At 68.3% G+C, this 12,337-nt stretch carries 17 protein-coding genes and 2 pseudogenes; 8 read left to right on the top strand and 11 right to left on the bottom strand.

Annotation, left to right across the window (positions count from 1 at the left end):
* Positions 1-63: 63 nt before the first annotated feature.
* The 6 genes and pseudogenes from ACFV6X_RS30790 to ACFV6X_RS30765 form a co-directional block, all read right to left on the bottom strand.
* Positions 64-522, bottom strand: a complete 459-nt coding sequence (locus tag ACFV6X_RS30790) for a hypothetical protein (protein ID WP_385389085.1) — start codon at positions 520-522, stop codon at positions 64-66.
* 169 nt (positions 523-691) lie between these two features.
* Positions 692-1,651, bottom strand: coding sequence for a hypothetical protein (locus tag ACFV6X_RS30785; RefSeq protein ID WP_385389081.1), 960 nt, complete (start codon positions 1,649-1,651; stop codon positions 692-694).
* A 5-nt stretch (positions 1,652-1,656) separates the two neighbouring features.
* Positions 1,657-2,049 carry a hypothetical protein gene (locus ACFV6X_RS30780; protein WP_385389078.1) on the bottom strand — a complete coding sequence of 131 codons (393 nt, stop codon included), beginning with the start codon at positions 2,047-2,049 and terminating at the stop codon, positions 1,657-1,659.
* A gap of 502 nt (positions 2,050-2,551) precedes the next feature.
* A pseudogene (locus ACFV6X_RS30775) lies at positions 2,552-3,142 on the bottom strand (transposase family protein).
* A gap of 100 nt (positions 3,143-3,242) precedes the next feature.
* A complete protein-coding gene (locus ACFV6X_RS30770) occupies positions 3,243-3,356 on the bottom strand; it encodes a hypothetical protein (RefSeq protein ID WP_385389076.1) in 114 nt (37 codons plus the stop codon).
* Positions 3,353-3,748, bottom strand: coding sequence for a suppressor of fused domain protein (locus tag ACFV6X_RS30765; RefSeq protein ID WP_385389074.1), 396 nt, complete (start codon positions 3,746-3,748; stop codon positions 3,353-3,355). Before ACFV6X_RS30765 ends, ACFV6X_RS30770 begins: the two co-directional genes overlap by 4 nt.
* A 359-nt stretch (positions 3,749-4,107) precedes the next feature.
* On the opposite strand from ACFV6X_RS30765, the pseudogene ACFV6X_RS30760 reads away from it, so the two are divergent.
* The 3 genes and pseudogenes from ACFV6X_RS30760 to ACFV6X_RS30750 form a co-directional block, all read left to right on the top strand.
* Positions 4,108-5,210: pseudogene (locus ACFV6X_RS30760) on the top strand (IS630 family transposase); the annotation flags it as partial.
* A 106-nt stretch (positions 5,211-5,316) separates the two neighbouring features.
* Entirely contained in the window at positions 5,317-5,484 is a 168-nt protein-coding gene (locus ACFV6X_RS30755; RefSeq protein WP_385389105.1) for a hypothetical protein, read from the top strand.
* A 92-nt stretch (positions 5,485-5,576) separates the two neighbouring features.
* Positions 5,577-5,801: a hypothetical protein gene (locus ACFV6X_RS30750; RefSeq protein ID WP_385389072.1), complete on the top strand. Its 225-nt coding sequence runs from the start codon at positions 5,577-5,579 to the stop codon at positions 5,799-5,801.
* A 162-nt stretch (positions 5,802-5,963) separates the two neighbouring features.
* Here ACFV6X_RS30750 and gap read toward each other — a convergent pair whose 3' ends face one another.
* Entirely contained in the window at positions 5,964-6,962 is a 999-nt protein-coding gene (gap, locus tag ACFV6X_RS30745) for a type I glyceraldehyde-3-phosphate dehydrogenase (RefSeq protein WP_385389069.1), read from the bottom strand.
* Positions 6,963-7,058: 96 nt separating this feature from the next.
* On the opposite strand from gap, the gene ACFV6X_RS30740 reads away from it, so the two are divergent.
* The 3 genes from ACFV6X_RS30740 (at position 7,059) to ACFV6X_RS30730 (ending at position 8,762) form a co-directional block, all read left to right on the top strand.
* The gene (locus ACFV6X_RS30740; RefSeq protein ID WP_385389066.1) at positions 7,059-7,232 is read left to right on the top strand and encodes a hypothetical protein; all 174 of its coding nucleotides are present in this window, start codon (positions 7,059-7,061) and stop codon (positions 7,230-7,232) included.
* Positions 7,233-7,316: 84 nt separating this feature from the next.
* A complete protein-coding gene (locus ACFV6X_RS30735; RefSeq protein WP_385389103.1) occupies positions 7,317-8,132 on the top strand; it encodes an aminoglycoside phosphotransferase in 816 nt (271 codons plus the stop codon).
* 444 nt (positions 8,133-8,576) lie between these two features.
* Entirely contained in the window at positions 8,577-8,762 is a 186-nt protein-coding gene (locus ACFV6X_RS30730) for a hypothetical protein (protein ID WP_385389063.1), read from the top strand.
* A gap of 45 nt (positions 8,763-8,807) precedes the next feature.
* On the opposite strand, the gene ACFV6X_RS30725 is transcribed toward ACFV6X_RS30730, so the two are convergent.
* Both ACFV6X_RS30725 and ACFV6X_RS30720 read right to left on the bottom strand, forming a co-directional pair.
* Positions 8,808-9,191, bottom strand: a complete 384-nt coding sequence (locus ACFV6X_RS30725) for a toxin Doc (RefSeq protein WP_385389060.1) — start codon at positions 9,189-9,191, stop codon at positions 8,808-8,810.
* Positions 9,191-9,430, bottom strand: a complete 240-nt coding sequence (locus ACFV6X_RS30720; protein WP_385389057.1) for a hypothetical protein — start codon at positions 9,428-9,430, stop codon at positions 9,191-9,193. Before ACFV6X_RS30720 ends, ACFV6X_RS30725 begins: the two co-directional genes overlap by 1 nt.
* A gap of 777 nt (positions 9,431-10,207) precedes the next feature.
* Between ACFV6X_RS30720 and ACFV6X_RS30715 the strand changes: the two genes are divergently transcribed.
* Complete coding sequence (locus ACFV6X_RS30715; protein ID WP_385389054.1) at positions 10,208-10,465, top strand: hypothetical protein; 258 nt, start codon at positions 10,208-10,210, stop codon at positions 10,463-10,465.
* Positions 10,466-10,473: 8 nt separating this feature from the next.
* A complete protein-coding gene (locus ACFV6X_RS30710; protein WP_385389102.1) occupies positions 10,474-10,839 on the top strand; it encodes a hypothetical protein in 366 nt (121 codons plus the stop codon).
* A gap of 365 nt (positions 10,840-11,204) precedes the next feature.
* Here ACFV6X_RS30710 and ACFV6X_RS30705 read toward each other — a convergent pair whose 3' ends face one another.
* Both ACFV6X_RS30705 and ACFV6X_RS30700 read right to left on the bottom strand, forming a co-directional pair.
* Positions 11,205-11,771, bottom strand: a complete 567-nt coding sequence (locus tag ACFV6X_RS30705) for a transposase (RefSeq protein ID WP_385389100.1) — start codon at positions 11,769-11,771, stop codon at positions 11,205-11,207.
* The gene (locus tag ACFV6X_RS30700) at positions 11,690-12,226 is read right to left on the bottom strand and encodes a winged helix-turn-helix domain-containing protein (RefSeq protein WP_385389097.1); all 537 of its coding nucleotides are present in this window, start codon (positions 12,224-12,226) and stop codon (positions 11,690-11,692) included. The genes ACFV6X_RS30705 and ACFV6X_RS30700 overlap by 82 nt, the downstream gene beginning before the upstream one ends.
* Positions 12,227-12,337: the final 111 nt, after the last annotated feature.

Below are 12,337 nucleotides of genomic sequence, written 5' to 3'. Positions count from 1 at the left end.
GCCTCGGACAGCGTGATCTCCACAGCAGAAGGCCCGCGATGCGACATGCCAACAGGGTAGTACCTAACCATCAGGATTTCTGGCGCAGCACACTACCGCCCGGCCCAGGATCGCGTTCACGGCAACGGCCTGCACCGCAGCCCAGGGATGCAGCGCGCTCACATCGACGGCATGGGCAGCGACGTCGGCATGGTCAGTAGCCGCGCCCAGCATGGTGAAGATGGCGTGCACCAGGGCGCGTTTGCGTGGTCCGGTGAAGTCCGGTACCCGGCTGATGATGTCCTCGAGGGCCTGGCGACGCGCCAGCTGCCTGGTGCCCCGGCCCAGGGCAGCGGCGGCTACGGTCGCGTCAATGAGGTCTTCGCTGTTCTGATGGCGCTCCAGGTAGCGCACGATGCGAGTACGCGCGTCGTGGTGGCCAGATCCCCACCGCTCCACCAGCGCCAGGGCGAGCGCGGATTCGAGGACCCGGCTTCGGCAGGCGTCGCGCACGGCACCGTCCGCGCCCACCCGGTTCAGCACGTGCGCCAGAAGGCGTCTGCGTCCGGCAGGCAGCGCTGCTGGGAAGTACGACGATAGCCAGGCCGGGGGGAGCTGCTTGGCGGCAGGGGGTCTCATCGGTAGGACAGTCCTTGGAGGGCACGAGAAACACGGTGGAGCGTGAATCGGCAGGGCGGGCGAACGAGGTCAGTCACACCGGCCGGGGCGCCCAACGGGCATCGAAGCGATGGGTGACGCCAAGCCAGTGCAGTGTCGCGGCCACAAAGGACCCGAGTGCCGCCACGTAACGCCGTACTCCCTCCCGCTCGGTTCCGGGAACGGCCATCGCCGTCAGCGAAGCGGCCAGCGCATAAAAATCCCTGACACGGTCATCGCGCATTACCGTGACCTGCCCGCGTGCCGAGGACAGGGAGCAGCCGCGCTCACGGCTCAGCACGATCACCAGGTTGTCGCGCTCCTCGCGCAGGTCGTCCTCGATCGAGACCAGGTCATTGCTCCAGCCGGCCACATCAGCCGCGGCCCGCCGCAGGGCCCTCATGAGGTCCTCCCCCATGGGCAGGCCGGGCCAGGGCGCGCCTGCGGTGCACTCCAGGATGTCTGCCATAGGCAGGGCCGTAATAGTCCTGCGACGCCGCAGCACGTAGTCGCTGAGGCCCATCCGGACCCGGTCGGTGCGGTCGCCGGCCTCTTCCTGCATGGCCAGGGCGAAGTCGCGGTAGTCGGCAACGAACCGCTCCCGCCACTGAGTGGACATCCGCGGAGCCGTACGCCGCCACAGATCATCCAGGGCCTGCTCAATCCCGCTGCCGGACCCGGCAGGGCCGCCGGTGATCACGTCCAGCAGCCGGGTGAACAGCGACGCGACCGCCTCCGGCCGGATATCGACCCGGCTGCGGTCGAACCGGTCGTCGACCAGGCAGATGAATGCCGCCCACTGGGCCGTCAGTTCCAGATCGCCGTCGCTCGCCTCCGGCGCGGTCAGCTCAGCGAGTTTCCCCAGCCGCATAGCAAGCAGACGCTTCTCTTCAAAAGCGTCAACCACCAGACTCAGGTTCCGCGCCCATGCCAGCACCGCAGCGCCGGTCTTCTCAGCCCGGACCTCACCCAGCAGATCAGGACTGACAAGGCCGGCACCAGTCTCCCGCCCCATGCGACTCAGCCCAGCGCCGGTACCACATCGACACGGCCCGCCAGCGTGGCCAGGCTGCTCCCAGTGGGAACCGGCGACGCGCCGTACGCTCGAGAGAACACCGCCGCACCGTCCGGCTTGAGCGTCGTATCGAACGGCTTGCCCTCAACCGAGCCCGGCGAGTTCACGGAGGGCATAGTGACCGTGATCTTCGTCATGTCGAGCTCGTATGTGGAGAGATCAACCGGCTGCGCTGCTTCATCTCCGACCGTCGCATCCACCAGCATCGACCGCCGGGCCAAGTCACCGTGCGCCCCGGTGAAGCGCAGACTGCGGCCGTCCGAGGCCCTGGTGAAGGTCAACCCACCACCCGCCGTCCAGGACCCCTCGGTCAGGTCGAGACTGATCTTGCCCTCCATCGGCCACTGCACGCACGGGGTCGGCCCTGAAGAGTCCAGCACAGCCGGCGCACCAGCCGTCATCACAACTCCGTCAGCCGTCAGATGCTCAGCCGCCGCTGAAGACAAGCACCACGTGACCGTCCCCACGACAGGCATCACGGGTCCCGCAGCCACTGCCGCAGACACGCCAACGGCAAGACAGGGAAACCAGAGCAGTAGGGATCACCGTACGACGCCGCATGAGCAAGCCTTCCGTTGGAGGGCTGCCAGAATTTCCTACAACACCTCCAACATCGGGTGGATGAACGTTTTCGCAATTCAAATTCACCTGAAGGCGTGAGATAGCTGCCCGTTCCAGCTGAGCGGCGACGCGAACCCGCACGTCGGTCCACCTCATCAACGGAACTCGCTTGCCAGTTCCGTGTCAACCACGTTCAGGAATCGGCGAATCCGCGCGGTTCTACTAGCTAAGGGCTGTCCCGTAATGATCTCTGCTGTGCTGAGTGACCTGCTGATTCAGTCACCCGGCGATGCAGAGGTTGTGTAGACGGGCGATGCCGCGCATGGCGTGGTGAACACCGTCGCCCTTCAGACGGCAGTCGCGGAGGATCTTCCAGCTCTTCATCCGGGCGAAGGCGTGCTCGACGCGGGCACGGACCTTGCGGTGGGAAGCGTTGTGTTCCTCTTTCCAGGCCGGGAGTTCGACCAGACCAGGCTCGCGGCGGTGCGGGATGAGCAGACTGGTGCCGCGGTACCCACCGTCGGCGATCCGGGCACCAGGGTGCCGTCCACGATGAGCACCGTGTCCTTCGCGAATCGCCTCCGTGACTTGAGTGCGAGCTTCGGGCCGAGGTCGTGGATGACTCGGTCGGCGGCAGACTTTGACACTCCGAACAGCGGCGCCAGTTGGCGCAGGGTGAGGTTGGTGCGCCAGTACGCGGTGACCAACAGCACCCGGTCTTCCAACGCAAGCTTCCAGGGTCGGCCCTGCCTGTGCGTGTCGGCGCCCTCGCGGCGCAGGGCCTGTCAGCAACCGGCCGAAGGTGCGCGGGCTCAGCCCGGTGAAAGGGACTATCCAGGACGCTTCAGACGCCGTGATCACACCAGCCATGATCAAGACCATCCCACTGCAAGATCACGTGAGTGAGGGTCACCAACCGGTGGAGGGCCCTTCGTTTCATCACAAGCAGTGACCGCCGGAGGTCGGGAGTTCAGGCGACCGACGCCCTGAAGGGATCGGTGGGGATGATCTCTGCCTCGTCGAAGAGCTGCTCCAACGCCTCGTGTCCGTGACGCCTGCGGAACTCGATTTCGGCGGTGGTCACTGGCAGTGTCCACAGAATGCGGGCGCGCCCCCGGGTAGTGGGCAGTGTTCGAGGTCAGGGCCGTGGAGATAGGTCAGGCTGATCAGCAGGTGGTCGCAGGGCGAACCCGGCACCCACGGTTCACCGATCGGCATGCTGTGCCCCAGATCGAGTTGGTGCCCTCCGCAGTGGTAGTAGGCAATCATCGCCATGAGTTCGATGAACCGCCGGTCGCGGACGTGCGCGGTCATGACGAACTCAAGTCCATCGCTGTGCTTCTCCATCGCGGCCCAGCAGCCGGCGGTCACATAGGCCCAGCTGTCGCTGCGGGGGCCGGGCTCCACAACGAGAACTCGCAGATCGGGCACTACCTCTCGCCGTTCTGGCCCGAGGTCGTAGTCGACGACCTCCACGGTATGCCCCCGTGAAGAACGCCCGGACGTGTGACTCACCGCCTCCGCGGCCAGCAGCCTTGTATCACTCACCGCACGATCATCCCAGACTGCGAGCGACCGTCCCTGACCGCTTACACAGCGTCATGAAGTTGCGGGCCTCAGCCGCGAATACGCGACACCTCACGATGCAACCTCACAACTGCCACACTCGTAACGGGACAGCCCTTAGTCGTGCCTGCGGCAGGCACGTGCCCACCCATCCCTTCGACTGGTGGGACATCTGACCTCCGGCCCGCATGCACCGCCGGTGGTTCGCCGGGTTGGTGGTCGTGGCGGTTGGATGTGGGGTGACGTCCGATCCGACCGCTGGAGGTGCGGTGGCTGAGCCTGTCCGTGTGCGCAGACTGACCGACCAGGAGGGGCAGAAGCTGCAGCAGATCGTGCGCCGGGGCAGCACGAGTTCGGTGCGCTACCGGCGCGCGATGATGCTGCTGGCCTCGGCCGGCGGGTCCGGGTGCCGGTGATCGCCCAGCTGGTGCAGGCCGACGAGGACACCGTGCGCGATGTGATCCACCGGTTCAACGAGATCGGCCTGGCCTGCCTGGACCCTCGGTGGGCGGGAGGCCGTCCCCGCCTGCTCAGTCGTGACGACGAGGACTTCGTCGTCCAGACGGCCACCACCCGCCCGACCAAGCTCGGCCAGCCCTTCACTCGCTGGTCGCTGCGCAAACTCGTCGCCTACCTGCGGAAAGTCCACGGCCGGATCATCCGCATCGGCCGCGAGGCATTACGCTGCCTGCTCGCCCGCCGCGGGGTCACCTTCCAGCGCACCAAGACATGGAAGGAATCCCCCGACCCCGACCGGGAGGCGAAGCTGGACCGGATCGAGGAGGTCCTGGGCGGCTTCCCGGACCGGGTTTTCGCCTTCGACGAGTTCGGCCCGCTCGGGATCCGGCCCACCGCGGGCTCGGGCTGGGCCGAACGGAAGCATCCCGACCGGGTACCGGCCACCTACCACCGCACCCATGGGGTGCGCTACTTCCACGGCTGCTACTCGGTCGGCGACGACCGCCTGTGGGGTATCAACCGCCGCAAGAAAGGTGCCGTGAACACGCTGGCCGCGCTGAAGTCGATCCGCGCCGCCCGGCCCGACGGCGCACCGATCTACGTGATCATGGACAACCTGTCCGCCCACAAGGGCACCGCCATCCGTCGCTGGGCGAAGAAACACAGGGTCGAGTTGTGCTTCACCCCGACCTACGCCTCGTGGGCGAACCCGATCGAGGCGCACTTCGGACCGTTGAGGCAGTTCACCATCGCCAACTCCAACTACCCCAACCACACCGTGCAGACCCGGGCCTTGCACGCCTACTTGCGCTGGCGCAACGCCAACGCCCGCCTTGACCGGCCTGCACCTGATGGCGTCCGACTTCGGCCGGCCGGTACCGCAGACGCAGGGCGGCGGCTTCCCGGTCGACCGGGCGGGCGGCCAGCAGTTTCGCCGAACGGGACCGCTGGCGCGGCAGTGACCAAGCCGCCCGCCGCGCCGTCATCGACGCCCCCGCACCGCGGCCGAACGCCTGCACGTGGCCCGCAACACCGTCACCTACCGCGTCAAACGCGCGGAGGAGCTGCTGCCCGTAACCACCACAGCTATCAGCTCGCTGGAAGTGCGCGTAGCGCTCGAAATCGCGGCCGCCTCGCCCACCGGCACATCGGCCACGAGCTCAAGGCTGACCTACCTCAAGACGTGAGCCGCTGAATGGTGGCTTCGTTCACGAGTTATGAGGTCACTGGGGCACTGGCCGCAGCAGCATCGAGGTGTTCCTGGTGCAAGGCCCTGGTCATGTCGCAGATGTCGAAGGTCGAGCTGTACGCCGCGATCCCTCGCGACCGCCTCGATGGCATGGCGATGCGGGAGATCCAGCGCAAGGACAACGTGTCGTGGCGGACGGTCCGCAAGGCGGTGGACTCGGTCCGGCCGGAGCCGAGGAAGAAACTGCCGCCGGGGCCGTCGGCCTTGGATCAGTACAAGCCGGTGACCGACGGAATCTTGCGGGCGGACCCATGAGCAGGGCGGAGTCGTGGGCCAGGTCGGCTGCTTCCGCCGCAACCACGTCACCCCCGTGGTGTGACCGAGCGTTCTGGTTGGCCCGGCTGGTCAACCCGAGCGCCCGACGGAAGTGCCGGCTGGCGCGGTCGCCCAAGGCGGGGCACCACCCCTGGCGTCCGGTCAGCGGGTGGCGAGGAACTCGAGCGTGTCGATCACGCGGTTCGAGAAGCCCCACTCGTTGTCGTACCACGCGACCACCTTGACGTGGCGGCCGTCGACGCGGGTGAGGGCCGAGTCGAAGATCGACGAGGCGGGATTGCCCACGATGTCGGAGGAGACGAGCGGGTCGTCGGAGTACTCGAGGATGCCGGCGAGTGGCCCCTCGGCCGCGGCGCGGTAGGCCGCCAGCACGTCGTCGCGTGTCACGTCGCGGGCGACGGTCGTGTTGAGTTCGACGATCGAGCCCACCGGCACCGGTACGCGGATCGAGTCGCCCGACAGCTTGCCGTCGAGGTTCGGCAGCACCAGGCCGATCGCCTTGGCGGCGCCGGTCGTGGTCGGCACGATGTTGACGCCGGCGGCCCGGGCGCGACGGGCGTCCCGGTGCGGACCGTCCTGCAGGTTCTGCTCCTGCGTGTACGCGTGCACCGTCGTCATGAAGCCGTGCTCGATGCCGGCGAGTTCGTCGAGCACCTTGGCCAGCGGCGCGAGCGCGTTGGTGGTGCAGGAGGCGTTCGAGACGATCGTGTGCACGGCCGGGTCGTAGGCATCGGTGTTGACCCCGAACGCGAGCGTGACGTCGGCGCCGTCCGACGGCGCGCTGACGAGCACCTTCTTCGCGCCCGCGTCGAGGTGGGCGCGGGCGGCCTTGGCCGAGGTGAAGCGGCCGGTGGCTTCCAGGACGATGTCGACGCCGAGATCGGCCCACGGCAGTTGCGCCGGTTCGCGCTCCGCCAGCACCGTGATCCGACGGCCGTCGACGACGAGGGCGTCCCCGTCGACGGTCACCGGGCGCCCGAGCCGGCCGGCCGTGCTGTCGTAGGCGAGCAGCCGGGCGAGAGTGGCGGGCTCCGTCAGGTCGTTGGCAGCGACGACCTCCAGGGCGCTGTCGCGCTCCAGCAGTGCGCGCAGCACATTGCGTCCGATGCGGCCGAATCCGTTGATGGCGATACGAGTCATGAGTGATGTCCCTTCCCTTCGCCACCAGGCTCGCCTGCGGCTCGCGCCGCTGACAGTGGCGGGATCGCCACGGTACCCCTGACACGGCCCGCACCGGTGCCGCTCACCATCGGCCTGCGCCCGCCCGCGGAGGCCACCGGCACCCTCCCCGTTCCGCTTACCCCGCCGCCGGTCGCTGAGGGAACGTTCCAGGTCATCGACGACCTGGACGGCGATGTCGCCGAGGCAGCCCGATGCAGCTGCTCGGCCGGTGACGACCAGCCCTACTAGCCCGAAATCCGCTCCACCTTGCTGCCCCGGCCGTACGCTGGCCGGGGTAGCCCCGTACTACCCCCGAGGAACCACGCAGTGTCCATGCCCCGCCGCCATTTCCACGACCTGCCCGCAGAAGCGCGCCGGGCCATCGCTGACAAGGCCGGCCCCGTCCGCGACGCGCGCACCGCCGAGGGCGGCCTGAACTCCGGCATCGCGGCGTTCATCGAAACCGGGCACGGCACCGTGTTCGTCAAGGGCATCCCCACCGACCACACCCAGGCCCCGGCACAGCGGCGCGAGGCCGCGATCAACCCGCACCTTCCCCGCGCCTGCCCCCGTTTGTACTGGCACATCGAGGCCGGGGGGGACCTCCTCGGATACGAAGTCCTCAACGGCAGGCACGCCGACTACGCCCCAGGCTCATCCGATCTTCCCCTCGTGGCCGAGGCCATCGCAGACCTGCAGGATGTCGTCGCACCGACGGACATCGCTATCAAGCAGGCCGAAGAGCGCTGGGCCGCCTATGCCCCGGCCGGCACCGCAGCGTTCTTCGCAGGGACCACGCTCCTGCACACTGACCTCGCTCCGCACAACGTGCTCATCGACGACCAGGCCCACATCATCGACTGGGCATGGCCCACACGCGGCGCAGCCTGGATCGACCCGGCCGTCCTCATCCTGCGCCTCCTGGAAGCCGGCCACACCCTCGCATCAGCGGCAACCTTCGCCAGCCGGTTTCCCTCATGGCGCGCCGCGCCCATGGAGGCCGTGCAGGCGTTCACCGCCGCCAACGCCTCCCTCTGGGCGGAGATCGCCCGCACGGACGAGGCCCCATGGAAAACCGCCATGGCCCGCCATGCCGCCGCCTTCGATACCTATATGCGCGATGCGCCGGAAACCAGACGAGAGGTGTAACAGAACACGGCCGTTAACATTCGGGCAGCAAAGGGGGTTGCGCTTTACGCCGACCTTGCAGCGCCGGCGCCAGCGCGGGCTGCTACCCGCGCCCGCAGAGGGGTTGCCCAGCCTTTCTGACTTGGCCGCGAGCTCGTGCTCCTGCCCCCGCATCGGCGGGGCCCGGTCCGCTTGAGCAAGGGCTTCTTCGCAGTTCATTCCGGCACCGTGGTCGCGTGCTCCCTTGGGGCCCGCTCTGTCGTCGGTTCCTGAGGTGAGGGCTTTTGGTGACACGCTGCACAAGGCGATCAGTGCGTGATCCGCATCGCCTTGTCGGTGCCGCGCCGTAGGGTGCCGGGCATGGCCGCGAGGTCGGCCAGGGGTCGTCGTCGTGGACGGCTTCACTGACTTCCCTCTTACGTCCGCCACTCGGACGCGACCGCACGACAGAGAGCAGACCCCGCCGTGTTCCAGGAGACGCCCATCTTCAGCCGCCTGGTTGCCGAGCGCGGCGATGTCCCCGCCCAGGTACGCGGCGAAGCCGAACGCATACGCCGCGACCTGGCCCGGGTACTTCGCCACGCGCCCGCGCCCCACCTGAGCACAGCGCGGAACGCCGGTGGACTGACGGCTCCTCCCGCCCTCCCGTAAGGCAAGGACCGGTGAACGGCCGTCCGGCGCGGGCGGCCCGGCCGTTCAGATGCGCCAGGAGCGGAGTGTGTCAGCGATCTCGTAGATGCTCAGCCGGGTCTCGCGGGCTTTTCTGATCAGGTCGGGCAGGGCCCCGTAGGGTGGGTCGATGCCTTCCCCGGACTGGTCCAGGTACTGGCTGGTGACGAAGGCAGCGAAGAGGCTGTTGCGGTGGGGGAGCGGTTCGAGCCGCACGATGGTGTGCAGGAGCGCGGCCGCGCGCCACGCGGCGTCGGGGTTGGATGAGGCGAGGGTTGGCATGCGGGTCTTGTGGCGGGCGACAGCCGCGACGAGGGCCGAGTAGTCGGTGACGGACACGTCGTCGTGGCCGAGGGCGATGTCCTGGACGTCCAGGAGCCAGGAGACATCGACGTGCAGGATCTCGCTCATCAGGCGGCAGAGACTCCCCGGTCGCGCTCGGAGGGGGGAATCTCGTCCGGGAACGCCTCGTCGAACTCCTCGCGCAGCCTGTCCGACCATGACGCGGCGCCGGCCACGAACCGCTTGCGCTGCATCTCGCGGACTCCCAGGTCGTGCAGGTACTGCTTGAGGCTCTTGCCCTCGGCGGCGGCAGCAGCACGCACGCCTTCCATCTCTTCCTCGGTGAAGGGCACATTCAGTGACGGCATACCGGCATGGTACCTACTTGGTACCTGCCGTGGAAGCTGGATAAAGAGATGTGAGCCGGGCTGCTCCCGGGCCCGACCCAGGACCGGCCCTGGCGCCCGGCGGCCCCGCCAGCCTGCGCTGCTTCAATGCTGCGTTGTTGCCGCCGGTATGCAGCAGCCCGGTGAGCGGCGCCATGGCAGTCAGAGATGCCCTGGGCTGTGACGCCGGCCTGCAAGTAGGCGACGCGCAGGAAGGTGGAACGCTTCGTGGTCGGGTTGAAGGAGTGCGACGTGCAGGGGGTGCGGGTGGCGGCTTGGACGCGGGCGAGCCAGGTTGGCTGTGCACCAGGATCGTCAGGTCGGACGGCCACTGGGCGAGTGCTTGGGGGTCGGGACACACCACACCGGCGAGCCTGAACTCACAGCCCTCGCGGGGCCGGCTGTAGATGAGCAGTCCGTTGCGGACTGCCCAGTTTCTGCATGCTGGACGTGTGCGGCCGCTGTGGCTTCGCTCTCAACAAAGCTGTTCCCCGCACCCGCGGGGATGGTCCCCCTTCGAGACCGGCGGCGCCGACGATGAGTACTGCTCCCCGCACCCGCGGGGATGGTCTTACGCCGGGCACCGTGGAGATCATCACCGACGTCTGCTCCCCCGTTTCCGCGGGGATGTTCCTCACGTCCCTGCCGGCCGACCGCGCTGGGTTCGGCCTCGTGGCAGTGTTTCGGCGGAAAGTGTCAAACGTGAGATGGGATACGGGTACGTACCCGTATCCTGATGGGGTGGGAAGGAGGATGACGATGACTGATGCCAACGTTCGTATCCCTGAGGAAGCCAAAGAGAGGCTCGCTGCGATTGCGGCTGCGGAGGGTTTGTCGCTACGCGCCTATCTGGCGCGTCTCGCGCAGACCCTGCTGACGCCGGCCGAGCGGGCCGAGCGGGCCGAGCGCGCGCGGGCAGCACTGAAGGCGTGGAATGGTTACGCTCCCACTGCGTCCGAGGAGTACGACCTCGACAGTGAGCTGGACCACCGCCTGGCCCGGGTGACCGCCCGGTGAGTGACGCCATGCACATCGTCCTGGACGACAGCGCGATGGCCGCGGCCGGCCAGGGCCACGTCCTTGCCTCCCGCCTCATCCACCGCGCCCACGCCGAGGCCGACTGGTTTCTTTATGCCCCGGCGTGCGCACTGGTGGAAGCCGACCGGGCCCGGCCCGGCACCGCGGGGCATCTGGCCTCCCTGCCCGGCGTCACCGTCCTCGACCTGGACCTCGCCGCAGTCCTGGCCGTGGCCCGGCAGGAGACCTGGGCGGCCGCGCACAGTCTGCACGCCTCACAGCCCACGCCGGACCGGCCCGACGGGGCAATCATCGCCACCACAAACCCGGACACGTGGAGGGGCGAAGCGGTCCGCGTCCTGGACCTCACCTGACCGGCAATGCAGCGTCGCCCCCCGGCCAGCTGCTCCCTGCACCCGCGGGGATGGTCCCGACGCTTGCTGAAGGCACCAGCGATTCCGTGGCCATTGGGATCGACCCGTTCCTGCCGGTCGACCGATGGACTGGGCGGAGCGGTCCGATGCCGTGTTCTGGCGCGCTCAGGTAGTCGCGTTCCTGCCGAAAGTCGAGGCAGGGTGAGCTGGTCCTCCTACCGGGGGCACGGCTTTGTTCAGTCACCCCGATCCAGCGCCCCCGCGATCTCAACGTCAGCAGGCCACGGGCGGTTGAATCAGAGCGGGGGGATCACCGCCGGGTATCTGCTGTACACCTGGCGGGTGAAGCTACTGACTTCGGCTCGTCAAGGTGAGACTGTTTCGTCGAGGGTCAGGCCGGTGCCCGCTATGAAGCCGTCGAGGGTCTGGGGCCGGTACTGAAGGCGCTTGAGCCGGTTGCGTACGAGGGCTTCGAGCCGGTCGAGCGCGACCACGGCGAGGTTGGCCAGGCTGCGCTTGACGTGCGCCCACACCCACTCGACGGGGTTGAGGTCAGGTGAGTAGGCGGGCAGCAGGAACACCGTCAGCCACTCGCGCTCGTTGATCAGCTCACACATGACGCGGGAGACGTGGGTGTTCAGGCGGTCCCAGACCAGCACGATCGGTGCCTTCAGGAGCTGGTGGACGCCGTCGACGAGTGCGATGAAGTCCCGCTCGCCCATGCTGCGGCGCGCGCCTTTGACCGCTCGGTGGGTGCGCAGGCGGTGGCACAGCCGGGTCCTCGAGCCGGGCCGCATCGCGATCAGCCCCGCCACGGACAGGCGTCCCGAACGTCGCCCGCTGACGGTCACTACCGGGGTGTGCCCGCGCCGGCCCCAGGTTCGTCCTCGGGGCGGCTTTCGGGTGAAGCCTGCTTCGTCTTGGAAGCAGATGTAACCCCCGCAGGCCGCCCGGGCTCTTTTACCTCGGCCCAGGTCGCCACCTTCCACGCGGTCACGGCCCGCTCGTCGCGCTCGGCGACCCTGCGTGCGGGGACCTGCGGACTGAAGCCGAGCCGGTGCATCAGCCTCGTCGCACCGGAGACGCTGTAGGAGACGTGGAACTTCCTGCCGATCAGCGTGGCCACCCTCGCCGCGGTCCACACCTGGTCCTCCACCCAGCCGTGCGCGGCCGGACCCTGCTCCAGATACGCGGCAAGTTTCTCCAGACTGCGCGGGGACAGCCGACAGCGCGATCCACTCGGGCCGCGGGACGCCAGAGCCTCAACGCCACCGTCCCGCCACAAGTGATGCCAGTGGTAGGCCGACTTCCGGCTCACCCGCAGGCGCCGCGCGACCTCCAATGCCTTGATCTTCTGCTCGAACAGCTCGGCCGCCTGCATCCGCACCGACTCCCGGCGCCGACGTCCCGAAGCGGTCAGCCCGCCCCCATCGCCATATCTCACACACCACGGGATACAGCCACCGCTCTGAACCCATCGAGCACCTCGCCAAGATTC

Source organism: Streptomyces sp. NPDC059861 (assembly GCF_042731435.1).
GTDB lineage: Bacteria > Actinomycetota > Actinomycetes > Streptomycetales > Streptomycetaceae > Streptomyces.
Note: the sequence above shows the minus strand (reverse complement) of the source record. Positions and strands in the feature narration are given on the sequence as shown.